A 25,570-nucleotide genomic window follows, 5' to 3' on the forward strand; every position below is an offset into this window, starting at 1 on the left:
ACAAACTTATAAGTTGAGCAAATTAATATCTGAGCCTTAATCTTAATATGCCGGATAATCCAGAATTAACCCAACCTGCTGTGTAAATTAACTGAATATTTGGTATTTATTCTCCTGTATCCTCGGCTGATAGTGATTATGGCAGCATGATATAATGTAAAATAGTTTCAGTCTGGTATTTGAAACTAAAAAAATCAAAAAAACTGGAGTGGCGGGCTGGTGTTCACGCGTAGATACGGGATTTTCGGGCTGGCGCCAGGCCTGGTGCGGGCTGAAAGGTTCAACAAATAAGGGGAGTGTAAGGCAGTAACCTGCTGTTATTTCGGTTAATTCATTTTTTAACGAATGAATGAAAAATACGCTAAATGATAAGTATTTATACTTTCATTCAGGTGGGTAACTGTTAAGTCTTTTAAATGTAATGAAAATGGCGCGGTCACGCACTGCGTCCTTTGGGTTTGATGACCAATGGCACGGGGAGCAATCAAATCTTTGCCTGATTGACGGCGTTGAACGACGGCGACCCGCCGCAAACTGCGTCACTGCCAGCATTTTTCCCTGAGAAGAACAGATCAACGTGTTCAGCATCAAGGGCTGGAAATGCTGGCATAGGAAATTTTCCAGTGATTGAAATCCACTTTTACTTTTAACATATATGAATTATCATATTTGTCTTGTTTTCACTGGAACGTTTGATTATGCATCCTGTTCAACTTTTCAAATTGCTTGCCGACGAAACGCGGACAACCATTATTTTGCTGTTACGGGAAGCGGGAGAGTTGTGTGTGTGCGACCTTTGCGCAGTGACAAACCAGTCGCAGCCGAAAATTTCCAGGCATATTGCCCTGTTACGTGATGCAGGATTAGTGCTGGATCGCCGTGAGGGCAAATGGGTTCATTATCGTCTTTCACCTCATATGCCGGCATGGGCTGCCTCGATTATTGATACCGCATGGAGCAGTCAGCGTGAGGAAGTACGTGAATCACTCAAAAACGCTAACGCTAATGTGTGCAGCTGATCGCAAAAACGCATTCACAAAAACGTATGTATTTTTTCGAGGTGGGAGATTTCAATGTTACTCGCAGGCGCAATATTTATCCTGACCATCGTGTTGGTTATCTGGCAGCCTCGCGGGCTTAGCATTGGCTGGACAGCGTCAATAGGTGCAGTGCTTGCGTTGGTGACCGGAGTCATTCAGTTGAATGACATTCCGGCTGTCTGGCATATCGTCTGGAACGCAACGGCTGCATTTATCGCAGTAATCATCATCAGCCTGCTGTTGGACGAATCAGGATTTTTTGAATGGTGTGCGTTGCATGTTGCCAAATGGGGTAACGGGCGAGGGCGGTTGCTTTTTACGTATATTGTGCTGTTAGGTGCTGCGGTGGCCGCGCTATTTGCTAATGATGGTGCTGCGCTCATTCTGACACCCATTGTTATCGCTATGCTGCTGGCATTAGGTTTTAGCAAAGGAACAACACTGGCTTTCGTTATGGCAGCCGGGTTTATCGCTGACACAGCCAGTGTGCCGCTGATAGTCTCCAATCTCGTTAATATCGTTTCTGCAGATTTTTTCCAACTGGGGTTTAGTGACTATGCGTCAGTCATGGTGCCGGTTGATCTCGCCGCTATCATTGCCACGCTGATTGTCCTTCATCTTTTCTTCCGTAAAGACATTCCCGCTACCTACGATCTTTCACTGTTGAAATCTCCTGCGAATGCCATCAAAGACCCAGCGACATTCAAAATGGGCTGGCTGGTGTTGGTTCTGCTGTTGGTTGGCTTCTTCCTGCTTGAGCCGCTCGGCATTCCCGTGAGTGCTATAGCTGCGTCTGGTGCGCTCATTCTGTTTGTTGTGGCTAAACGCGGCCATGCCATTAACACCGGGAAAGTGCTACGCGGTGCACCGTGGCAGATTGTTATTTTCTCACCGGGGATGTACTTGGTTGTCTACGGTCTGAAAAATGCGGGCCTCACCCAGTATCTCACCTCACTGTTAAATACCTTCGCAAACGGGGGGTTGTGGAGTGCCACCTTTGGTACTGGGCTGGTCACGGCGATGCTTTCATCAGTGATGAACAATATGCCCACTGTTTTGATCGGCGCGCTCTCAATCGACGCAAGCGCGGCGGAAGGTGTCATCAAAGAAGCTATGATTTACGCCAACATTATTGGCTGCGATCTGGGGCCGAAAATTACACCGATTGGAAGTCTGGCGACGTTACTTTGGTTGCATGTACTCGACCAGAAAAACATCAAGATTAGCTGGGGTTACTACTTCCGGGTTGGCGTGGTGATGACACTGCCCGTGTTGCTTGTCACCCTGAGTGCGCTGGCTTTGCGTCTGGCGCTGACCCAATGAGATGAGAATGAACATGACAGATATTACCCTCTACCATAATCCGGCCTGTGGAACATCACGTAACACGCTGGCGCTGATTCGTAATAGCGGTGTTGAACCAACAATTATTCTCTATCTGGAGACACCGCCCGATCGCGATAAGCTCGTACAGTTGATCACTGCAATGCAGATTAGCCCCCGTGCATTGCTTCGTCAGAACGTGGAACCTTACGAGCAACTGGGATTAGCCGAAGAGCGCTTCAGCGATGATGAATTGATTGCATCCATGCTGACATATCCGATCCTGATTAATCGCCCGATTGTTGTCACACCGATTGGCACGCGGTTATGCAGGCCGTCAGAAATCGTTCTTGAAATATTGCCAGACCCGCAGCAGGGCGAATTCAGCAAGGAAGGGGGTGAAAAACTGATCGACAAACAAGGAAAGCGGCTGGTGTAGTCCAACAATGCTCACTCTTTCAATGGGTCGCACGGGTTATGGGGACGAGGTGTAGGGCTTTTTTTGGGCCTGCGCGGTGTAAGAAGGTTACACCGCAGTAAAAAGGCTGTATAATGACACGCGATACACACTTTAAGTTATTGAAAACAAAAGAAATTCTGTTTTCACCATGACGCCTGGGAAGGCGACACAGAGGTAGCTCCATGAGCGAGAAATTACAAAAAGTTTTAGCACGCGCCGGGCACGGTTCCCGTCGTGAAATCGAAACCCTGATCTCTGCCGGACGCGTCAGCGTTGATGGCAAGCTGGCCACACTGGGTGACCGTGTTGAGCCAAGTGCCTCAATGAAGATCCGTGTTGACGGCCATATTGTTCCTGTCAGTGAATCCATTGCCGAAGTCTGCCGCGTACTGGCGTATTACAAGCCGGAAGGCGAGCTTTGTACCCGTAATGACCCGGAAGGCCGTCCAACGGTATTTGACCGTCTGCCGAAGCTGCGCGGTGCACGCTGGGTGGCCGTTGGCCGTCTGGATGTGAACACCTGTGGTCTGCTGTTGTTCACTACCGATGGTGAACTGGCAAACCGCCTGATGCACCCGAGCCGTGAAGTTGAGCGCGAATATGCCGTCCGCGTATTTGGTGCCGTCGATGACGAGAAGATCAAACAGCTGAGCCGTGGCGTGCAGTTAGAAGACGGCCCGGCAGCCTTTAAAACCCTGAAGTTTACGGGCGGGGAAGGGATTAACCAGTGGTACAACGTCACGCTGACCGAAGGGCGCAACCGTGAAGTTCGTCGTCTGTGGGAAGCGGTCGGTGTGCAGGTGAGCCGTCTGATCCGTATCCGCTATGGCGATATCGACCTGCCGAAAGGTCTGCCGCGTGGCGGCTGGACAGAGCTGGAACTCCAGCCGACCAACTACCTGCGTGAGCTGGTGGGTCTGGCGCCGGAAACGGTTACCAAAGTCGCGGTGGAAAAAGATCGCCGCCGTACTAAAGCGAACCAGATCCGCCGTGCGGTTAAGCGTCATACCACCACGACCACCAAAGCCAGCAAGCCGGGCAGCAATCGCCGCTCGTCTAAGCGTCAGCAAGGCTAACGTTGCGTGATGCAGTGTGTGATGTCAAAAGGGACCTTCGGGTCCCTTTTGCGTTATAGCGCTTACCAGTCTATGCCCTGCTGTGCCTGGATCCCGGCATCAAAGGCATGCTTAACCGGGCGCATTTCACTGACGGTATCCGCCTGCTCCAGAATCTCCCGATGACAGCCGCGGCCAGTGATAATCACACTCTGATGAACAGGGCGTTGTTGCAATGCCTCAAGCACCTCTTCCAGCGGCAGATAGTCAAAACTCACCATATAGGTCAGTTCATCCAGCACCACCAGGTCCAGCGTGGGATCCTGCAACATGCGTTTGCCATGCTGCCACACGCTCAGGCAGGCGGCGGTGTCCGTTTCACGGTTTTGCGTGTCCCAGGTAAATCCGGTGGACATCACCTGAAACTCTACGCCATGAGGCTCCAGCAGGTTACGCTCACCGTTGGGCCATTCGCCTTTGATAAACTGGATGACGCCGACACGCTTCTGATGCCCGACGGCACGCGTGGCGGTGCCAAACGCCGCCGTGGTTTTTCCTTTACCGTTACCAGTAAATACCATCAGAATACCGCGAACATCGGTCGCCGCCGCAATGCGCGCGTCCACCTGCTCTTTCAGTCGCTGCTGGCGCTGTTGATGACGATCTTCTGCGGCCATTATTCTGCTGCTCCTGGTTTACGTCCAGGCTGCGCATCAAAGCTGATCCCGGTTTTACGTTTACTGTCATCACCCATCAGCCAGAGATAAAGCGGCATAATGTCGGCAGGGGTTTTCAGCTTATTGGCATCTTCCTGTGGGAAGGCACTGGCGCGCATTTTGGTGCGAGTGCCTCCGGGATTTATGCAGTTCACCCGTAGCTGGCGTGCATCGTACTCTTCGGCAAGCACCTGCATCATGCCTTCGGTGGCAAACTTCGACACCGAATAGGCACCCCAGCCTGCACGCCCCTGGCGGCCAACGCTGGAAGAGGTGAACACCAGCGAAGCAGCATCGGACTTCAGCAGCAGCGGCAGCAGGGCCTGGGTCAGGAAAAACGTGCCGTCGATATTGACGCGCATTACCTGCTGCCAGGTCGCCGGGTCCTGCTGATCCATCGGTACGACGTCACCTAACAACCCGGCGTTATGCAGCACGCCGTCCAGGCGCGGCACCTCTGCTGCTACCGACTGTGCCAGCTGATGGCAGCTTTCCGGCGTCGCAGTTTCCAGATCGAGAGTAAACCACAACGCCGGGGCTTTGCTGTGCTGATTCACTTCATCACAGACCCGTTGCAGTTTTTCGGCATTGCGGCCCAGTAGCACCACCTGCGCGCCGTAGCGGGCATAGGAGAGGGCGGCCTCGCGCCCGATGCCATCGCTGGCGCCGGTCACAAGAATAATTCGGTGATTAAGCAGATCGCTTTTCGGTTGATAATGCACGTAAAGATCCTCTGGCGATGGGGATGATATCCGCGGGCTGATGATCCTGGTTGGCGTAAGCCTTTGCACGGATTGAATAAAGTGATTTATGCCTGAAAACGGTGATGAGTTCAATCGCGCTGCCCGGATTTACGGTGAAGTCACGTCAGCAGGCGACTCCTGAGCGCGACTCCGCTACAATAAGTCAATCTCTAACATAATGTAAATCAAGGCGGTTTGAGTGGACTTACTCTCTTATTATGGACTTTTTCTGGCAAAAACCGTCACCGTTGTGGTGGCGATTGTGGCCATCGCCGTGGTGATCGCTAATCTTGCCATGCGGAAACGCGCCCAGAGCGGCCAGCTAAAACTGACCCACCTGGATGAACGCTACACGGAAATGCAGGATACGATGCGGCTGGCGAAGATGAAGCCGTTACAGCAAAAACTGTGGCACAAAGAGCAGAAGAAAAAAGAGAAGCTGGAGGCAAAAACCGCCAAACAGCAGGCGAAGCTGGGGCGTCCACCGGCAGCGACGAAACCCACGCTGTATGTGATCGATTTCAAAGGCAGCATGGATGCCGGTGAAGTCTCCTCGCTGCGTGAGGAGGTGTCGGCGGTCATGGCGGTGGCGACGGCCGGGGATGAAGTCCTGCTGCGTCTGGAAAGCCCAGGCGGCGTGGTGCATGGTTACGGCCTGGCAGCCTCTCAGCTTCAGCGCCTGCGTGAGAAGAAAATCCCGCTGACGGTGGCCGTTGATAAAGTGGCGGCGAGCGGCGGTTATATGATGGCCTGTGTGGCGGATCGTATCGTTGCCGCTCCGTTCTCGATCATCGGATCCATTGGCGTGGTGGCGCAAATCCCTAACTTTAACCGTCTGCTGAAGCGCAATGAGATTGACGTTGAGCTGCACACGGCCGGGGAATACAAACGTACGCTGACGCTGTTTGGTGAGAATACCGAGCAGGGACGCGAGAAATTCCGTGAGGACCTGAATGAAACGCACCTGCTGTTTAAGCAGTTTGTACACCAGATGCGTCCTTCGCTGGATATTGACAGTGTCGCGACCGGGGAGCACTGGTACGGGACGCAAGCGCTGGATAAAGGTCTGGTTGATGCCATCAGCACCAGTGATGACCTGATCATCGCTCAGATGGAGAAACACCAAGTGATTGGGGTGCGTTATGCGCGCCGCAAAGGGGTGATGAGCCGCTTTACTGATAGCGCGACGGGTAGCGTTGAACGTTTGCTGCTGCGCCTCTGGCAGCGTGGTGATAAACCACTGCTGTAATCCTCATCACGCCCGCGTTAGCGGGCGTGATACTGTTTAACGGGCGTTCGCGTCCTGCGGCGTCAGCAGACACTGTTGTTCCAGTTCATCCCGCAGCAACACAATCGCGTTCAGCGTATTCACCAGCCGCTCATGATCCGTACCCGCCAGTAATGCAGGCAGATGACGCAGCAGACGTGCCAGCCGTTCAAAGCCACATCCATTCAGCGCCTGCGCCAGCGTTTCCGCTTCACGACAGGCACGCTGTTCCTGGTGGCACAACCCGTTGTGTAGCCACTGGATCAGCATCTGCTGGCACTGCTGTAGCAGGGCCAGAGGCAGCGGTAATGCCGGAGGAGATGCGCTGGCGGGCAGCGCCTGAGATGGCGGGTTCCCGGCATTCAGCACCCAGGCACGCTGGCGCGTCATGATCACCAGCGGTTCCAGCACCAGAACACCGTCCACCACCGATACCCGACCGGAGACCTTGCAGGGCGGATCATCCTGCTGTTGCAGCAGGGCCGTCAGACAGTCAATGGCGCGTGGGGCCGAAGGCGATGCACTCAGTGATAACCGCAGAACATTTTCTTCACCTGCACCGCTGATAACATCAGCTTCCAGCGTTTGTCGCCCGGCATCCCAGCGGATATCCAGACATTCACCCAGCGGCAGGATAAACAGGCTATCACTGTGGCTAAGTGGTCGGGTGAAAGCGGGCGGGCGTTGTTGCAGATGGTGCCGCAGGGCTTCGACACCCGGCTGGCAAAGGGGAAACTCGGGCATCTCCCATGCCGAGGGCGTCAGGGGCGCGACGCTAGTCAGACGATCGCGCGCCGCCAGGTGTAATTCCCCGCGCGCATCGCGCTGTGCCGCCTGCGAGATGATTTGCCCACCTGCCAGGATTGAAGCCTGGAAACCCGCAATACGGCGCTGCCAGCCAGGTGCATTTTGCTGTTCAGCCAGCGGCCACTGGCGGGACAGATGCAGAACGCTGCCCGTATCCGGATCGGTAAACCAGATGCGTACCGCGTAATGCTGGTCGTCCTGCCAGCAATCCATGCCGAGTGATACCAGCCGCAGATGGTCGAGTTTGACCCGATCCTGAATCCCGAGGCCAACAATGTTGCGCCAGGGCTGTGCGGGCGTTTTGCCCTCCGAGGCCACGCGTGCCATCTCGCGGGCAGCCAGCACGCGAGCCGTTAACCCGGATAACTGACTGAGAAACGGCCCGGCACGATAATGGGATGCACGTTGGTGAAAGTGGTCGATCCCTTCAGTCATTTGCTGGAGTGACAGTGTCACCCAACGCCAGTTGGCCTGCTGAGCGCTGCGTTGTGCCTGAGTCAGTAGCGGAGCAAAGGTGACAGAAGGCTGGCTGAGCCCACGGCTCCATAGCTGGTGGCTCAGGTGACAAAGCTCTGCCAGATTGCCTTCACTCTCCGCCAGGTCAGTCACATCATCCTGCCGTTCGCCCTGTAATTGCCAGACGAGGTGTTCAAAACCCGGATGCTGTGCTTCGGCCGCGGCAAAGGCCTGCACCGCGAGAATGATATGTTCGCACAGCGTGCCTTCAACGCAGTCGCAACGGGCAAACTGCATGCTGCTGCGTGAAAAAAAACGCACATCGCTCATCGGCAGTTTCGCTGCGGGCACCTTTCCGGGTTCGCACTGGAGTTCTATCACCAGCCCTTTATCAGCCAGCTGCTGTGCGCGTTTTAGCGTTGCTGCAGGCAGTGAGCGTAGTTCCGCCAGCCACTCGCCGGGCTGCCAGCGGACAGAGGCGGCGGGGACTGGCGCTTCAGTGGCACACCGTTGTTGATAGCCGAGCACCAGCATAACCCGATGGCGGCACATGTTGCTGGCCCCACAGCTACACTGTGCTTCTTTCAATGCCTGACCCTGGCTCAACCTGGTCTGGATGCCATCGCTAAACTGCGCTGTCAGCACGCCGTCCTTATCGCTGAACGAGGGCAGATTTCCGGCGGCGATCTCTTTCTGGCTGCGTTTAACGAAACCCGCATTGCTGAGGGCGATTAACGCCTGCGGGGTCAGTTCGAGCAGCTCGCTGCGTAGCATCTCACTCATGATTGCAGGTTCTCCGCCAGCCAGGCCGCCAGTTCACCCGGCGTCATGGCTGCAATCTGTGCCCCGGCATTGACCAGCCGTTGGGCCATATCACGGTCATAGCTGGGGGCGGCTTTACTGTCGAGTGCGGCCAGTCCCAGCACTTTGCTGCCGCTCTGCACACACTGCCTGACCTGGTTGATCAACAGTGAGGGGGATCCGCCTTCGAAGAAATCGCTGACCAGTACAATCGCGCTTTTTTGCGGCTGTTCGATCAGCTGCCGCGCATACTGCACGGCTTTACCAATATCGGTGCCGCCACCCAACTGAACTTTCATCAGCAGGTCAACCGGGTCCTGCACGTCAGCCGTCAGATCCACTACGCTGGTGTCGAATGCCACCAGATGGGTACGGATCCCTGGTAGCTGCCAGAGACAGGCGGCCATCACGGCGGAGTGGATCACCGAATCCACCATCGATCCGCTCTGATCGACCAGCAAAATGAGCTGCCATTTCTCGCTGTGGCGTTTTACCCGACTCATAAAGACCGGGGATTCAATAAACAGCCGTCCGCGCTGTGGGTCCCAGCGGTGCAGGTTATCACGCAGTGTGCCTTTAAAATCGAAGTTACGGGCAATGGCCACCGGCGATCGGCGTCGGCGGTCGCGGGTGCCGGAAAACGCCTGCCGGACCTCAGTCGCCAGCCGCGCCATAATCTGTTCCACCACCTGACGCACCAGACGTCGGGCGGCCTGTAACACCTGTGGATTCATCAGGTGTTTGGTGTGCAACACCGCGCGCAGCAGGCCCTCAGAGGGGGCGATGCGTTCCAGTACCTCAATGTTGGTGACCACATCATCGATGCCGAAGCGCAATACGGCGTCACTTTCCAGCCGTTCAATCACCTCTGCAGGGAACAGTTGATGGATGGCGTTGATCCATTGCGGGGTGGTGAGCTGCGATCCCTCGCTGCCGCCGTGGCGCTCACCGCGTTGCAGGCGCTGCGGATCGCGACCGTACAGCCACTCCAGGGCGTTATCCACCGCGCGGGCATGTTCATCAAGCCCGCCGAGACTGCTTTCCGCAGCCTCACCGAGCATCAGCCGCCAGCGTTGTAGCTCAGTGCTGGTTAACATATCGGAGAGTTCAGGCATCCGGGGTCCTCACAGTATGCCCCAGGCGCGGAGCGCATCGACGGCGCGCTGCTCCTGCTGCTGATGACGAAGAAAATCGGCAGGTGCACAGGCATCCGGCAGCGGCGTTTGTAACAGATGTTCTGGCAAGTGGGAGAGCTGGTAATGCGCCAGCACCTGACGTGCAAGCGCTGCCCGTTCGCGCGGCGGTAGCCACGCCAGTGCGGCACGCAGATCGGGCAGGGCGGCGATAAACTGATCGTCCGCCAGCTGCATCAGTTGCTGATTAAACCCGGCCACAAAGGCCGGATGTGATGCCAACTGGTGGCGTGCCAGCGCGATGAGTCCGTGCAGCGCCTCGCCCAGCCGTGCCGGAGGCAGTGCCGCCAGCAGCGCCAGTGCCGCCTCTGCATCGGCGCTGGGATGTTCAAGACGAATTAACGCACCCAGCGCCGCGCCGCGACTGAGCGCACTCGCCTCCGCTGCACGGCAGCGGCGTTCCAGCACGGCAAGCGCACGCGGCAACAGCACCAGAGCGCGATCGGGCTGCGGGTGACTCTGCTCATCGCGCAAAATATGGCACAGTGCCTGCCAGCTGTGCAGATGGGCATTGATCTGCGTGGCATCAATCAGCCCGGTCGACTCCGCCAGCCACAATGTGCGGTCTATCGCTGCCCGTAGAGTGGTGTGCAGGATGGCGGCGTCGCGCATTCCGTTGAAGGTGTCGTGGCGCCACAGCGCGTAGAGGATCTCCATCGCGGGGCCCATCTGCTCAAACTGACTCTCCAGCGCGATCTGCTGCTCCAGCCGGGAGAGCAGTTGCAGGCTGAATGTGGACAGCCCGGCGAGGGCGGCGCGTTGCAGCCAGGCGGCCAGTGACGCAATGTCATCGGCCCCGGCCATCGCGGATTCCAGACGGTTGCGCGCGGCCTCGATCAGCGTGGCGCCATAGCGTGCGGCTTCGATCAGGGCGGCATGTTGCTGCAACGGCCGGGTCAGCGTCCACTGCTCTTCACCGTCACCGGAAAGCGCCAGCGTGTGGCCCTGCTGGCAGAGAATGCCGGGGATATCCAGCACCGCAAGGCGATGCAGCACCTGACTTTGCCCTAATCCTTCCGCATCAAAGCGGTTAAGGGTCAGGGTGGACGGGAGCGTAATGCTGGCGTGCGCAAGCTCGCGTATCACATCCTGGGGTAAGGGGGGTTGTGGTGTGTCGGCGGCCAGTTCGCCAAAGCGATGTCCTGCCAGCACGTCTACCAGGGTGATCAGAATCGGATCCGTGCCCGCCTGTAACTGACCGCGATAGCTCCACGGTAATGGTGTATGCAGGGCTTCTTTGATCAGACTGCCCGCCAGCGCATCCAGCCAGTCGTTGCGCAGCGGTAGCCGGTGCCCGCGCAGTGCCGCCAGCCCCCGCGCCATGGAGACGACATTAGTCATATCCGCGGTTGAGGCGGGCAGATGCTGGCGGCGCAGATGGGTCAGAACGGTTTCCAGCAGAAGCTGCCCGGCCTGTTGCAGCCCGTATTGCCAACACCAGTGCTGCCACACCGGCGCGGGCATCCCGGAGAGATAGCCTGCCAGCACATCCAGCCGCTTTTCACTGTAGGGGGTCAGATAGCTGCCGGTGACGGCACCGGTAAGGGGTGGGTCAGGCAGCCCGGGTTCCCTGGTATCTGAAACGCTGCGCCACAGACGGGCAAGGACTGGAGCATGCCAGCCTCCGCAGACCACCAGCACCGGGCCGTTATCCTGTGCCATCGCCCAGGCGATCCAGCGAGCCATATAAGCTTCGCGCTGCCGATCCTGCGGGCTGCCAGGGCAACCGTCACGCAGTTGCTGAAACCACCGATCCAGCGTGCGGGGGAGTTCGTTATGCTGATCGTCATCTTCGAACAGATGGTCCCATAACGCATCGCTGCTCTCCATCCCGCAGGCCGCCATCATCGCCTGCTGGCGCTGATGATAGTGCTGGCTGTCGCTGTCGTCTTCGTCATCGTCGGTTGTCTGCGCCCAGATCGGCACATCGATAAAACGCGTTTCGGCCTTCAGCCGTTGTGCGGCCAGCAGTGCCTGCCATTCAGGTGACCATTCGGCAAACGGTGTCCAGGCACCGATACCGGGCGTATCGTGATCCTGAAACTGGCAGTAACCGTAAATGGCGATCGGCAACTGATGCGCCAGCCGCAGTTCATCGAGTCGAGGGTTAAAATCCGCCGGGCCTTCAATCAATACCCAGGCCGGGCGTAGCTGTTCGATGCTGTGCTTAACCCACCTGGCGCAGGCCGGGCTGTGGTGGCGGATGCCGAGGATGAGCGGTTCACCGGCCGGGGGCATCGTGACTGGAGGACGATCTGTTGCCGGGAGGGTCATGGCAGCCGGTGACGCGCCTGGTAATACGCCTGCCAGTGCGCTTCTTTACGGTTACCGACGCGCTGCTCAAAGTAGCGTTGCAGGCGTGCGCGATCGTCTTCATTATCTTTGACGATGGTGCCACCAATGCAGTCAACCAGGTCAGCCGGTTCACCGGCGCGCTGTTGCAGGAACCAGGCGCGCACGCCCACCGCATGTGCCACATTGACCGCTTCAGCCGTCGACATAATGGCGTTCAGGCTGTCCATCGCGCTTTTTTTCTCTCCACCGCTGCGCAGATCGCGGAAGGTTTGCACCAGCAGTTCCAGCACGTCATCCGGCACTTTATGCGGGATGCCGCTGTGCGTCAGCAGACGTGCAGACGCAGAAGAGACCAGCGCCAGCTCCTGCTCGAAATTCATAATCGGGAACACGGTTTCGAAGTCAAAGCGGCGTTTCAGCGCGGCACTCATCTCGTTAACGCCACGATCGCGGGTGTTGGCGGTGGCGATAATATTGAAGCCTTCACGGGCATACAGCTGGCTGTCATCACCGCTCAGTTCCGGCACGGTCATCACGCGGTCAGACAGCATCCCCAGCAGGCAGTCCTGCACTTCGAGCGGTGCGCGGGTGATCTCTTCGAAACGTACGATTTTACCCTCACGCATGCCCTGATAAAGCGGGGCCGGGACCAGGGCATCAGTTGATGGCCCCTGGTTAATCAGTAAGGCATAGTTCCAGGCGTATTTAATCTGATCTTCTGTCACCGATGCGCCGCCCTGAATGGTCAGCCCGGCATCACCGCTGATGGCGGTTGCCAGCAGCTCTGACAGCAGCGATTTTGCGGTGCCGGGTTCACCGACCAGCATCAGACCGCGCCCGGTGGCCAGCGTCACCAGCATGCGCTCAACGCTGGCGATCGACGTGACGACTTTTGCACTGATATCCCGGGCATCATCGCCCAGGATAAATGCCCGTGCTGCCGGCAGACTGAGTTGCCAGCCGGGGGGCAGGGGGCCACTGTCATCCTGTTTCAGCCGCGCCAGTTCCGCAGCGTAAAGTACCGCGGCCGGGGGCCGCTGCAATACATCAGACATGGTCTTTCCTTAACAAACGGGTTCAGGCATTAATCAAACAGCGCATCAATATCACTCAGCATTTCGCTGGCGGTAATCGGATGCAGTTGTGAGAACGGATGCTTTTGCGGGTGCTGCTGGCCCCAGCCATACTGGTGGGCATCGCCGTGCCACAGCCAGATGCTTGCCAGCGACTGCTCCTTGTTAAATTCATCCGGTGCCATGCCAACGCCCAGGCCTTCACCCATTTCCAGCACCAGCGTCAGGTCCCCCAGGGGTTTTAACATCCAGCAGATCCATCCCGCATCCTGTGGCACGCCACGCAGCCAGCCTTTGCTGGTCAGTCCGGCCAGACGTCCACTTGGGCAGAGCCTGCCCTGCCAGCGTTGTAAATCGGTGGCTTCACGCTCTTCAGCGGTCAGCAGATAGCGGTTACGATCCAACTGGCGGAAGGGCGGTAGCAGTTCATAATCGGCAAACAGCTGACCAAAGGCAGCGGCATCTTCGGGCGGCATTTCCAGAATATGCGGAATACCGATTTCAACAGCGTTATGCGGCAGTGTGAACAGGTCATCGTCTGCGGTGCTGTAACTGTTGTCTTCCGCGACGCGGAAGCAGCTCAGCAACTGGTTATCGGCATCATAGGCACCCCACACCAGGCGGCGGGTCAGGTGACCGACCAGCGGATGACCCACCAGGAACTGGATGAACTGGGCTTCTGTCCAGCGACGGCGCAGGCACATTGCGCTTTCCAGACGGGCGATCTGCTGGCTGGCGATGGTGCGCGCATCTTTTTTCAGTAATTTGAAGCGATTGACCGCATCTGTCGCCAGCGCAGCATCGTCATTCTTGTTCGGCTTTGGCAGGTCTTTCAGGCGGCTGCCGCTGCTGTCGCGTACGAAAGGTTTGAGTGATTCATCAAAACTGACGCTGAACTGGCGCGGACCGAAATCAAGCAGCAATGAGCCATTGTCATCCAGCCCCAGATCTGGTGCCAGGCGGTCTTCCAGCTCTGCGACACTCAGTTCGCGTTTTTCGGCAATCTGGCTGATTTTTTCACGCGCCCGCTCCTGCAGCGCTTTGAACTTCAGCTTCTGCGCAATACCGTTCAGCTGCATCAGCGCGATATCCGAGCCAATATCCGCCAGAATATCCAGACCCGCAACGGCACGTTTATGCTGGGATTCACCCGGCCAGCTGCGGATCAGCGGGGTTAACTGACGGGCGATATCATCGTTGCCGAACAGCCCGAGCGTGCTGAACGCCCAGCCCTCTTTTGATGGCGCTGAAGCGGCCATCCACGCGGTGTACAGATCCCAGGCAAACGCCGCCAGTGAGTCCGGCGTACAGGCTTCTTTGACCTGGACCAGCCCCGGATACAGGCCATTTTCCGTCGGGAATCGTAGCATGGTGCCGAGGTGCATCAGGGCATCCTCCGGCAGGGCTTTACCGTTATGGAGCAGAGGACGTGTCCACAGCACGGGTTGCCAGAAGTCCGGCAATGCAGGGCGCTTCGCCGGGAAATCGTCCAGTGGGTCAAGCTGCACCAGGGCATTGACCGCTGCCAGCACCTCGGGTTGCGCATAGCGTCCAGCCACCGCTTCCAGCAGTTCCTGATAGCCGTTATCCAGCAGCAGACGCAGCGCCAGACGCGCGTGATCCTGCGCTTCTCCGGCTTTGCCGAAAGCCACCGGCAGCAGGCCAGCTACCGCATGTTCCGGATACTTCAGCAGCCAGTTACGCGCCTCTGCACGCAGGGTTTTCAGTTTGGAAAACGCCCGTGAAACCAGCGGTGCGAGGTCGGTGCTACCCACGCAGAGTGCGACGGGTAGCGCTTCCTGCGGCTGGCGGCCAACACTGTTGATAAAGCCGGGCAGCCCGTCCAGGCCGAAATGTGCCATGACCAGCGCAATACCGGTGTGATGCTCCGTACTGAGCGCATTCCACAGGTTGAGGCCTTTTTCACGCGGCAACCCGGGTAAAATAGTGAGATTCCAGTCACTGGCGTAATGCGAGTGGTTGGTCGCCCAGTCGGCAATAAGCTGACTGTAATTATCCTCGTCATAGGCCTGCACCGCTGTGTCTGGCAATGACTGGTTCCATGAATTGAAGCCAAAACGCGCGAGGATCTCTTCTGTCTTCAGACCCTCAACCTTGAGCTTACGATGATTCGACCACATCGACAGCTGGTCTTCTGGCACGCCGTCGAACTGTGGCGCGACAGGCTGCACCGATAACGTCAACTGCGGAATGGTGCCGACCTGTTTTTTGACGGTCCACGGCGGTGACACGAGGATCGCCGGTAACATCTCCGCGCTGGCGCAGTCGGTTTTAACGTTCAGCTGCGCAAGACTGCTCTCCACCAAAGCGCGTTCCTCTGCGGAGAGCCAGGGGGCAACCTCAGCAGCCAGCTGCGGTTGAGTGTGCAGCAGGGCATGAAGCTGACTACGCCACAGCGCATCCTCTTTACCGTTCAGCAGACGAACCAGGGCCGCGAACGCGGCGTGAGGGAAGCGTTTACTGGCTTTTGCTGCGCGCTCATAGCTGCGTTTTCCCTTACCGGCAGCGTCAATTAACATCATGAGTGCCTGCGGATGGTTGACGTGCATCAGCACTTCGCCACAGCGATCGCCGTGAGCATAGGGCGCCAGGCGCGGTAGCGCGCGCACACCCTGCTCCAGCAGCACAGTGCTGGTCAGTATTTCGCCGTAATACCAGCTATCAAACAGTTCTAACGCCTGGTAATACTCCAGTACATGCAGGGTATCCTCATCCGTCGCGGTCATTTTCAGCCACTCCAGCGCCGTCAGATCCCGGTTGCGTCCTGAACGCAGGGTGATTTCATCGGCCAGTTCGGGCCGCTCAGGCAGCAGCAATGACACCAGCGGCTGACGCCAGAGTGGGATCAGCGGCAGGGCGGCGACCAGGCGGTCTGCGCAGCGTTGCCACAGGTCTGGCTGTGCCGCAGAGAGGTGCCAGCGCAGACGCATTTCATAATCAACGATATTCTGCTGGTAACCCGCAGGTGGGTTGTCCGCCGGATAAAACGAGATGTTGCGCGAGCGGTAATCCCGGTCGAGACCAATCTGCAGGCTGGCGATGATCATCTCGACGGCATACTCCAGGCCATAGCTGGCCACGATGGCATCGATCAGCAGCGAAGTGTCGCGCCCCGCATAGGTCTGATTGATTTTCATCAGGGCCGCAGCGGCCATCGGGGAGTCCTGCGGCAGCGGTTTTGCCTCGGCGAGGCAGGCCTGCGCGATGGCGAACGCCTGCTGCCAGCTGCTATCGCAGCGACTGCCGTCCAGGATCATGCCGCCGTTCTTTTTGGTTTCCTGGCTCAGGACCTTCAGACGACGTAACTGTTCTGCGGGTTCTTCGACTTTACCGATGGCCGGGAGTGGCCTGTCACGGTGACTGAGGGCCAGTACCGACAGCTTCTGCGGCAGCGTAATGGCATCATCTTCTGTCAGCCACAGCGGTGCCGCAGGGTTGACGACGGCGCTGAGGCGAGCGGCTACGGGGGAAGCGGTGAGAGGCTCGTCAGCCGTTGGCGCGGCGGACGGTGTTTTTTTCGGACTGGCTGGCGCCACGGCTGCGGGTGGCACGGCCTGGACTGAGGCTGCACTGCCAGCAGAAGCGATGCTCTGTTGTTTATCTTCACCTGCTGCCAGATAGCCTTTGCGGCTCTTCTCTTTAATTAGCTTCTCGCACGCTTTTCTGGCCTGTTCATCATCATCAAAGCTTTTTATCTGGCTTTGCCCCTGAGTTCCCACACGTCCCCAACTGAGATGGAGTTCCTGTTGTTTTTGTACAATGGTCCAGAATTTGTGGGATTTTTCATCCTGATAAATCAAGGTGGTCATGTGGTTTCCATTTGTGTTGAACAGGACATCGATAGCGCAGCGATATCCGTAAAAGAGAAGCGATTCTCTGCCTCCGGTCACTTTTTTTTTGCAGCAGCGGCGGTAGACCGGTGGGTCAATGTAATCAACGCCAGAAAGGGGTTCAAGCGGAAAAATCTCGCTTTTATCAATCGGTTGATTATCCAAATATCATATCCGCAGGCAAATCGTTTTTTTCTTCCTTTATAAGGCAGTCGTCTCAGTGAACAAATGCTGTGCTTCGTGGTGCCCGGGCGTTGCGGCGAATAGCACAAATTTATCTCTTTTTGCTGCCTTTCCTGGCGTAAATGGGGGCTTGATGCTAATTAAGTTGCGTAACAGATTTTATCAGGTAGAGTGTGGGCGTTTCGGGTTCCGGGCGTAAAACAGACTTTACGCTCTGTTAGAGATTCGCTTAACAGGTGGTAAAAAGTACCGTTAATCAACTGGTTGCAACGTGCGTTATTATGTTGGAATGGATAAAAAGTTAACCGGGTTGAATCTGTTATCCCGATAACCCTATCGTTAGTGCGCGATGTGACGAGTGCAAAACGGCACACTTACTCTCGGATGTTTTAATCAGGTAAAGGTAACTATGGGAAAAGCTCTCGTAATAGTTGAGTCCCCGGCAAAAGCCAAAACGATCAATAAATATCTCGGTAATGACTTCGTGGTGAAATCCAGCGTAGGCCATATCCGTGATTTGCCGACCAGTGGATCAACAGTTAAAAAGAGCGCTGACTCTACAACCAGTAAAACAACCAAAAAGGTCAAAAAAGACGAAAAGACGGCGTTAGTTAACCGTATGGGCGTCGACCCTTATCACGGCTGGGATGCGAATTATCAGATCCTGCCGGGCAAGGAAAAAGTTGTCGCTGAACTCAAGGCGCTGGCTGAGAAAGCTGACCATATCTATCTCGCAACGGACCTTGACCGCGAAGGGGAAGCCATTGCCTGGCACCTGCGGGAAGTGATCGGTGGCGATGAATCGCGCTACAGCCGCGTGGTGTTTAACGAAATCACCAAGAATGCGATTCGCCAGGCATTTGAAAAGCCGGGTGAACTGAATATTGACCGTGTTAATGCCCAGCAGGCGCGCCGCTTTATGGACCGCGTTGTGGGTTACATGGTGTCTCCACTGCTGTGGAAAAAAGTGGCACGTGGTCTTTCCGCTGGCCGTGTTCAGTCGGTCGCCGTTCGACTGGTGGTTGAGCGTGAGCGCGAAATCAAAGCGTTTGTTCCGGAAGAATACTGGGATCTGAATGCGGACCTGACCACGCCGAAAGGGGTGGATTTGCCGATGCAGGTGACGCATCAGGGCGATAAACCGTTCCGTCCGGTAAACCGCGAGCAGACCTACGCCGCTGTCAGCCTGCTGGAGAAAGCCCGCTATGTGGTTGCCGATCGTGAAGATAAGCCCACCAGCAGCAAGCCCGGCGCACCGTTTATTACCTCTACGCTGCAGCAGGCGGCCAGTACCCGTCTTGGCTTTGGCGTGAAGAAAACCATGATGATGGCCCAGCGTCTGTATGAAGCCGGTCATATCACCTATATGCGTACTGACTCAACCAACCTGAGCCAGGATGCTGTCGGCATGGTGCGCGGCTACATCGAAGATGAGTTCGGCGCGAAATACCTGCCGAAAGCCGCCAACGTCTACAGCAGCAAAGAGAATTCCCAGGAAGCGCATGAAGCCATCCGTCCATCGGATGTGAAAGTGCAGTCTGAGCAGCTAAAAGATATGGAAACCGACGCGCAGAAGCTGTATCAGCTGATCTGGCGTCAATTTGTTGCCTGCCAGATGATGCCGGCGCAATACGATTCCACCACGCTGACGGTGGAAGCGGGCGATTTCAAACTGAAGGCGAAAGGGCGCACGTTGCGCTTTGACGGCTGGACGCGTGTGATGGCTGCGCTGCGTAAAGGTGATGAAGATCGCGTGCTGCCTGCTGTGGAAGTGGGGAGTGAGCTCAGTCTCCAGCAACTGGTGCCAAGCCAGCACTTCACCAAACCACCGGCCCGCTTCAGCGAAGCCTCGCTGGTTCGTGAGCTGGAAAAACGCGGTATCGGCCGTCCTTCTACCTATGCCTCTATTATCTCGACCATTCAGGATCGTGGATATGTGAAGGTAGAAAGCCGTCGATTCTATGCGGAAAAAATGGGTGAGATCGTTACCGACCGTCTGGAAGAGAACTTCCGTGAGCTGATGAACTATGACTTCACCGCGCACATGGAAGACAACCTCGACAAAGTCGCGAAGAATGAGGCCCAGTGGAAAGCCGTGCTGGATAAGTTCTTCAGTGAGTTCAGCGATCAACTGGCGCAGGCAGAGAAAGATCCTGAAGAAGGCGGTATGCAGCCTAATCAGATGGTCCTGACTTCAATTGACTGCCCAACCTGTAGCCGCCAGATGGGTATCCGTACTGCCAGCACCGGGGTATTCCTCGGGTGCTCTGGCTATGCGTTGCCGCCGAAAGAGCGTTGTAAGCAGACCATTAACCTGATTCCTGAGAATGAAGTACTGAATATTCTCGAAGGTGATGACGCGGAAACGAACGCACTGCGCGCCCGTCGCCGCTGTCAGAAATGTGGCACTGCGATGGACAGCTATCTGATCGACCCTCAGCGTAAGCTGCACGTCTGTGGTAACAACCCAGAATGTGATGGTTATGAGATCGAGCAGGGCGAGTTCCGCATCAAGGGTTATGACGGTCCGATCGTTGAGTGTGAGAAATGTGGTTCCGAAATGCACCTGAAAATGGGTCGCTTTGGTAAGTACATGTCCTGCACCAATGACGATTGCAAAAATACGCGTAAAATTCTGCGCAGCGGCGAAGTCGCGCCACCGAAAGAAGATCCGGTGCCGTTACCTGAGTTGCCGTGTGAGAAGTCAGACGCTTATTTCGTTCTACGTGATGGTGCTGCTGGTGTATTCCTCGCGGCCAATACGTTCCCTAAATCGCGTGAGACCCGCGCGCCGCAGGTGGAAGAGCTGCAACGCTTCCGCGACCGTTTGCCGGAAAAACTGCGTTACCTGGCCGATGCGCCAGCGACCGATGAAGAAGGTAACAAAGCCGTCGTGCGTTTCAGTCGCAAAACAAAACAGCAGTACGTCAGCACAGAAAAAGACGGAAAAGCCACTGGCTGGTCTGCTTTCTTTGTTGATGGTAAATGGGAAGTCACCAAGAAGTAACGTTGCGTGAATTATCCCCGTCGGGGGCGGCCTGTCATCGCTGCCCCCGCACCTTCTTTTCTTCTGTTCCCGCTGATGAATTCCCCTGGCTGTGCTATACATATCCCACATTTTTGATATAGTTGTTATAGATAACCCCTTTCTTATTATCTAATTGCATTAGAGCGATTGCCTGATTAGAGCGCCAGCCACAGAGTTGAACACTGTTGCTCGGTTTTCGGCGCATTGTTTCAAACCCTGGATGGAACGAAAAATGAAATTGCAGCAGCTGCGCTACATCGTTGAAGTGGTGAATCACAATCTCAACGTCTCTTCAACGGCCGAAGGGCTGTATACCTCGCAACCGGGCATCAGTAAGCAAGTACGTATGCTGGAAGATGAGCTTGGCATTCAGATTTTTGCCCGTAGTGGCAAACATCTGACTCAGGTGACGCCTGCCGGGCAGGAGATCATCCGCATTGCACGAGAAGTGTTATCGAAAGTGGATGCGATTAAATCTGTCGCCGGAGAGCACACCTGGCCAGATAAGGGTTCTCTGTACGTTGCCACTACGCATACGCAGGCACGTTACGCTTTGCCCAATGTGATTAAAGGGTTTATTGAGCGCTATCCGCGCGTCTCCCTGCATATGCATCAGGGATCGCCTACGCAGATCGCAGAGGCGGTTTCAAAAGGCAATGCCGACTTCGCGATTGCCACCGAAGCGCTGCACCTTTACGACGATTTGATCATGTTACCGTGTTACCACTGGAACCGTGCCATCGTCGTCACGCCCGATCATCCCCTCGCAGCGAAGAGCAAAGTCTCCATTGAGGAACTTGCAGAATACCCATTAGTGACCTACACCTTCGGCTTTACGGGCCGCTCAGAACTGGATACCGCATTCAACCGTGCCGGGCTGACCCCGCGTATTGTCTTTACTGCGACCGATGCCGACGTGATCAAAACCTACGTCCGGCTGGGACTGGGCGTTGGGGTGATTGCCAGCATGGCGGTCGATCCGGTGTCCGATCCGGACCTGGTGCGTATCGAAGCAACCGATGTATTCAGCTTCAGTACGACCAAAATCGGTTTCCGTCGCAGCACATTCCTGCGCAGCTATATGTATGACTTTATTCAACGTTTTGCCCCACATCTGACGCGCGATGTTGTTGATACTGCTGTAGGTTTGCGTTCGAATGAAGATATTGAAGCGATGTTTAAAGATATAAAATTGCCCGCAAAATAATCACTCAGGTGATGAAAAAACCTGTCCGGAGCCGCTTTGCGGCTCTTTTTTTTTCCATTGATGCCAGCTGGCACCCCATTCGTTAATGTCCTTTGATTATTTTTTCGTAAATGAAAGATGTATCACATGTTCTCCTATTGTTATTTCTTAAATGAGAAACAGTACACAGTTTTCATTGTCCCCCTTTGCGCTCAGTTAGGATGATTCTCATACTCTAGTTAAAAGCAGGTGAGAACAGCTGCAACGAAAGGAGGAGTAAAGAAAACTCTAATTTAGAATGGACCTGTAATGGAACTCGGTGTTCTTAATTTGTGTTAAGTGATAATTAATGAGACTGAGTTGAGTGAGCATTTTTAATTAATCTTCTTCATGGATGATTAATCCTGTTAATCGTTTTGTTCAATAAAAATTACTGGATTTTGCAACAGAGAATGTTTAGGATTCATCCTAATTTCTGATTGGTTCAAACAATCGTTTTAATGAGAGTGATTATCAAAAACTATGGCTACTAGATTATCTGTACAACCCGGCTTCGGGGACAAAACCATCAAGGTTGAGCGTAACAGCAATCTGAAACGCAAAGCCTGGATGACGGTATTCGCTGCTTCAGCCCTGTTTTGGGGAGTGGTTGGCTTATTCGTATGGCGTATATGGGGATAACAATGTACCTGAGACAGCCAGAGCAAAAAGCACAGCAAGTCCGCAAAACGAACGATCGTTTCTGTAAGGGCAAGAACAAGGCTCAGGACGCCATTCCGGCATCATGGGATTTGAATGACCTGCAGCGCAATTTTATTGAGTCAATGTTCGAAGAGAAGAAAGTTAAATAAAGCAGTTATTAAAATTCACTCGGCGTTTTGCTGAGAATCAAAATTCAAACAGCGTTAATTATCATTCAGGCCGACTCACTGGCCAGGGCATCTTGACGCCCATTTTTGATGCTAAACCCATCATTTAACGGTAAAACCCTCGCTTTAAATGCAGAGTGTTTAATGTGGTACGTTTTGGTCAGAGATGGCCTGCAGGAGTATAAACATGAACTTAACCCAAATTACCTGGTTCAGCACCTGGACATTCTCAGCATTGTTCTGGACCAGCGCGGTATGGATTGGAATGATGGTGCGTTAATCGCACTATTTAATCATCACCCGCGTAATAACAAATAACGCCTCGCTGGCCAGTACAGCGGGGCGTTTTTGTATTTTAATTTCAGTTTGTTTCAGCTGTTGTCAATTAGTGTTGTTATCAAATCGTTGCGATTCGCTTGTGCTATGTTTAAACAAACCTTGTGCTTACTAAGGTTTTACCTTTTATCCCCGCAGCACGGCTCCGGTGACTTAAGGTAAATGTTAAAATAATACGCAATGGAGGAGCAATGTCGACGACCCTACGCCAACTCAGTCAGGATGTACTGTCTGTCCACGAGCAACGTTACCAGTATTACAGTCTTCACCTGGCTGAGGCTGAACTGGGCGATATTTCACGCCTGCCGAAATCAATGAAAGTGTTGCTGGAAAACCTACTGCGCTGGCAGGACGGTGACTCTGTAACCGATGAGGACATCCATGCACTGGCCGGCTGGCTGAAAAATGCGCATGCTGACCGCGAAATTGCCTATCGCCCGGCACGTGTCCTGATGCAGGACTTTACCGGCGTGCCTGCTGTGGTTGATCTTGCCGCCATGCGTGAGGCGGTGAAACGGCTGGGTGGCGATGTCGCCCGGGTGAACCCGCTGTCGCCGGTTGATCTGGTCATTGACCACTCGGTAACGGTTGACCACTTTGGTGATGACGATGCGTTTGAAGAAAACGTGCGTCTGGAAATGGAGCGTAACCATGAACGTTACGTCTTCCTGCGCTGGGGGCAGAAGGCCTTTAATCGTTTTAGCGTGGTGCCACCGGGGACGGGTATTTGTCACCAGGTTAATCTGGAGTACCTGGGTCAGGCCGTCTGGCATGAAGAACAAGATGGAAAAGAGGTGGCTTACCCCGATACGCTGGTGGGGACCGATTCACACACCACAATGATTAATGCGCTGGGCGTGCTGGGTTGGGGCGTTGGCGGGATTGAAGCGGAAGCCGCGATGCTGGGACAGCCGGTGTCAATGCTGATCCCGGATGTGGTCGGGTTCAAACTGACCGGTAAGCTGAAAGCGGGTATCACCGCCACTGACCTGGTGCTGACCGTAACGCAGATGCTGCGTAAGCACGGCGTAGTGGGTAAATTTGTTGAATTCTACGGCGACGGGCTGGATGATCTGCCGCTGGCCGACCGTGCCACCATTGCCAATATGGCCCCGGAGTACGGTGCGACCTGCGGGTTCTTCCCGGTGGATGCCGTAACGCTGGGCTATATGAAACTGACCGGGCGCAGCACGCAGCAGGTAGCGCTTGTTGAGGCTTACAGTAAAGCGCAGGGATTATGGCGCAATACCGGTGATGAACCGGTCTTTACCAGCACGCTGGCGTTGGATATGGGGGAAGTCGAATCCAGCCTGGCCGGGCCGAAGCGCCCGCAGGACCGTGTCGCACTGGGCGACGTCCCGGCGGCCTTCCGCGCCAGTAATGAACTGGAAGTGAATCACGCGCAGAAAGCCCACAAAACCGTCAGCTACCTGGACAGTAAAACCCATCAACAGTATCAGCTGGATGACGGCGCGGTGGTGATTGCCGCGATCACCTCCTGTACCAATACCTCCAACCCCAGTGTATTAATGGCGGCGGGTCTGCTGGCGAAAAAAGCGGTGGATCTGGGGCTTGCTCCTAAGCCCTGGGTAAAGGCGTCTCTTGCGCCAGGTTCCAAAGTGGTGTCTGACTATCTTGCCGCTGCGCGCCTGACGCCTTATCTCGATAAACTCGGTTTTAACCTGGTCGGTTATGGTTGCACGACGTGTATCGGTAACTCCGGCCCGCTGCCGGATGAGATCGAATCCGCGATCAAACAGGGCGATCTGACCGTCGGCGCGGTGCTGTCGGGAAACCGAAACTTCGAAGGACGCATCCATCCCTATGTGAAGACCAACTGGCTGGCGTCACCGCCGCTGGTCGTGGCCTATGCGCTGGCAGGTAATATGACCCTGAATCTGCAAACGGAGCCACTTGGCGAAGATGCAGCAGGTCATCCAGTGTATCTCAAGGATATCTGGCCTTCGCCGGAAGAGATCGCCGAAGCCGTGCAGATGGTTTCTACCGATATGTTCCATAAAGAGTATGCCGAAGTCTTCGAGGGCACCCCGGAATGGCAGCAGATCAAGGTCAGTGAAGCCGCGACCTATGACTGGGATGGCAGTTCGACCTACATCCGGCTGTCGCCTTTCTTCGATGATATGGAAAGAGAACCGAAGCCAGTTCAGGACATTCAGGGTGCACGCATTCTGGCGATGCTCGGTGATTCGGTGACCACAGACCATATCTCACCGGCAGGGAGCATTAAAGCCGACAGTCCGGCCGGACGTTACCTGCTGGAGCACGGCGTCGAGCGAACGGATTTCAACTCTTATGGCTCACGCCGTGGTAACCATGAAGTGATGATGCGCGGCACCTTTGCCAATATCCGTATTCGTAACGAAATGGTACCGGGCGTGGAAGGGGGAATGACGCGTTACATTCCTGGCGATGAGCAGATGGCGATCTATGATGCCGCCATGCGTTATCAGCAGGCTGGCATTCCGCTGGCGGTGATCGCCGGGAAAGAGTACGGCTCGGGCTCCAGCCGCGACTGGGCCGCGAAAGGTCCACGTCTGCAAGGGGTTAGGGTGGTGATTGCCGAATCCTTTGAACGTATTCACCGCTCGAATCTTATTGGTATGGGGATCTTGCCGCTGGAGTTTCCATCAGGCGTCACGCGTAAAACGCTGGGGCTGACCGGGGATGAGCAGATTGATGTGCAGGATCTGAAGCAGTTAACACCGGGATGCGTGGTGAAGGTGACGTTGACGCGCATTGATGGGCGTCAGGAAGTGATGGAAGCGCGTTGCCGTATCGATACCGGTAATGAGCTGACGTACTACCAGAATGACGGCATCTTGCATTATGTGATCCGCAATATGTTGCAATAACCCACGCTGTGTTTC

The 25,570-nt window shown here is 55.5% G+C and carries 17 protein-coding genes; 10 read left to right on the forward strand and 7 right to left on the reverse strand.

All coding sequences use genetic code 11. From position 1 onward, the window contains the following. Positions 1-695 precede the first annotated feature (695 nt). From HHI26_RS00950 to rluB, 4 genes are all read left to right on the forward strand, one after another. Positions 696-1,019, forward strand: coding sequence for a metalloregulator ArsR/SmtB family transcription factor (locus tag HHI26_RS00950; protein ID WP_272952604.1), 324 nt, complete (start codon positions 696-698; stop codon positions 1,017-1,019). 54 nt (positions 1,020-1,073) lie between these two features. Further along, complete coding sequence (locus HHI26_RS00955; protein ID WP_171148410.1) at positions 1,074-2,363, forward strand: arsenic transporter; 1,290 nt, start codon at positions 1,074-1,076, stop codon at positions 2,361-2,363. Positions 2,364-2,376: 13 nt separating this feature from the next. After that, positions 2,377-2,802 (forward strand): glutaredoxin-dependent arsenate reductase, encoded by a 426-nt coding sequence (gene arsC / locus HHI26_RS00960; RefSeq protein ID WP_133842147.1) that lies wholly within the window; start codon positions 2,377-2,379, stop codon positions 2,800-2,802. Between the two features lie 203 nt (positions 2,803-3,005). Further along, the gene (rluB, locus tag HHI26_RS00965; protein ID WP_159336557.1) at positions 3,006-3,899 is read left to right on the forward strand and encodes a 23S rRNA pseudouridine(2605) synthase RluB; all 894 of its coding nucleotides are present in this window, start codon (positions 3,006-3,008) and stop codon (positions 3,897-3,899) included. Between the two features lie 62 nt (positions 3,900-3,961). Here rluB and cobO read toward each other — a convergent pair whose 3' ends face one another. Both cobO and HHI26_RS00975 read right to left on the reverse strand, forming a co-directional pair. Then, the gene (cobO, locus tag HHI26_RS00970; protein ID WP_133841902.1) at positions 3,962-4,555 is read right to left on the reverse strand and encodes a cob(I)yrinic acid a,c-diamide adenosyltransferase; all 594 of its coding nucleotides are present in this window, start codon (positions 4,553-4,555) and stop codon (positions 3,962-3,964) included. Then, a complete protein-coding gene (locus HHI26_RS00975) occupies positions 4,555-5,316 on the reverse strand; it encodes a YciK family oxidoreductase (protein WP_133841903.1) in 762 nt (253 codons plus the stop codon). Before HHI26_RS00975 ends, cobO begins: the two co-directional genes overlap by 1 nt. A gap of 220 nt (positions 5,317-5,536) precedes the next feature. Between HHI26_RS00975 and sohB the strand changes: the two genes are divergently transcribed. Then, positions 5,537-6,586, forward strand: coding sequence for a protease SohB (gene sohB, locus HHI26_RS00980; RefSeq protein ID WP_133841904.1), 1,050 nt, complete (start codon positions 5,537-5,539; stop codon positions 6,584-6,586). Between the two features lie 36 nt (positions 6,587-6,622). On the opposite strand, the gene HHI26_RS00985 is transcribed toward sohB, so the two are convergent. Genes HHI26_RS00985 through HHI26_RS01005 form a run of 5 tightly spaced genes read right to left on the reverse strand, consistent with a single transcriptional unit; the run spans position 6,623 to position 17,059 of the window. Beyond that, a complete protein-coding gene (locus HHI26_RS00985; RefSeq protein WP_171148681.1) occupies positions 6,623-8,641 on the reverse strand; it encodes an SWIM zinc finger family protein in 2,019 nt (672 codons plus the stop codon). Positions 8,642-8,646: 5 nt separating this feature from the next. Further along, positions 8,647-9,783 (reverse strand): VWA domain-containing protein, encoded by a 1,137-nt coding sequence (locus HHI26_RS00990; RefSeq protein ID WP_133841905.1) that lies wholly within the window; start codon positions 9,781-9,783, stop codon positions 8,647-8,649. 9 nt (positions 9,784-9,792) lie between these two features. Then, positions 9,793-12,099, reverse strand: coding sequence for a DUF5682 family protein (locus tag HHI26_RS00995; RefSeq protein ID WP_171148682.1), 2,307 nt, complete (start codon positions 12,097-12,099; stop codon positions 9,793-9,795). A gap of 32 nt (positions 12,100-12,131) precedes the next feature. Beyond that, the gene (locus tag HHI26_RS01000; RefSeq protein WP_133841906.1) at positions 12,132-13,211 is read right to left on the reverse strand and encodes an AAA family ATPase; all 1,080 of its coding nucleotides are present in this window, start codon (positions 13,209-13,211) and stop codon (positions 12,132-12,134) included. 29 nt (positions 13,212-13,240) lie between these two features. Further along, entirely contained in the window at positions 13,241-17,059 is a 3,819-nt protein-coding gene (locus tag HHI26_RS01005; protein ID WP_171148411.1) for a WGR and DUF4132 domain-containing protein, read from the reverse strand. Positions 17,060-17,672: 613 nt separating this feature from the next. Between HHI26_RS01005 and topA the strand changes: the two genes are divergently transcribed. The 5 genes from topA to acnA all read left to right on the forward strand — a co-directional run bounded on the left by topA (position 17,673) and on the right by acnA (position 25,555). Then, positions 17,673-20,270 carry a type I DNA topoisomerase gene (gene topA / locus HHI26_RS01010; RefSeq protein ID WP_133841908.1) on the forward strand — a complete coding sequence of 866 codons (2,598 nt, stop codon included), beginning with the start codon at positions 17,673-17,675 and terminating at the stop codon, positions 20,268-20,270. A 253-nt stretch (positions 20,271-20,523) separates the two neighbouring features. Next, positions 20,524-21,498 (forward strand): HTH-type transcriptional regulator CysB, encoded by a 975-nt coding sequence (gene cysB / locus HHI26_RS01015; protein ID WP_062743153.1) that lies wholly within the window; start codon positions 20,524-20,526, stop codon positions 21,496-21,498. A gap of 501 nt (positions 21,499-21,999) precedes the next feature. Then, positions 22,000-22,158: a YmiA family putative membrane protein gene (locus tag HHI26_RS01020; RefSeq protein ID WP_133841910.1), complete on the forward strand. Its 159-nt coding sequence runs from the start codon at positions 22,000-22,002 to the stop codon at positions 22,156-22,158. Positions 22,159-22,160: 2 nt separating this feature from the next. Beyond that, the gene (locus HHI26_RS01025; protein ID WP_133841911.1) at positions 22,161-22,328 is read left to right on the forward strand and encodes an AraC family transcriptional regulator; all 168 of its coding nucleotides are present in this window, start codon (positions 22,161-22,163) and stop codon (positions 22,326-22,328) included. Positions 22,329-22,873: 545 nt separating this feature from the next. Beyond that, positions 22,874-25,555 (forward strand): aconitate hydratase AcnA, encoded by a 2,682-nt coding sequence (gene acnA / locus HHI26_RS01030; RefSeq protein ID WP_171148412.1) that lies wholly within the window; start codon positions 22,874-22,876, stop codon positions 25,553-25,555. Positions 25,556-25,570: the final 15 nt, after the last annotated feature.

The organism is Erwinia sp. JH02, assembly GCF_013074405.1.
Classification (GTDB): Bacteria; Pseudomonadota; Gammaproteobacteria; order Enterobacterales; family Enterobacteriaceae; genus Erwinia; species Erwinia rhapontici.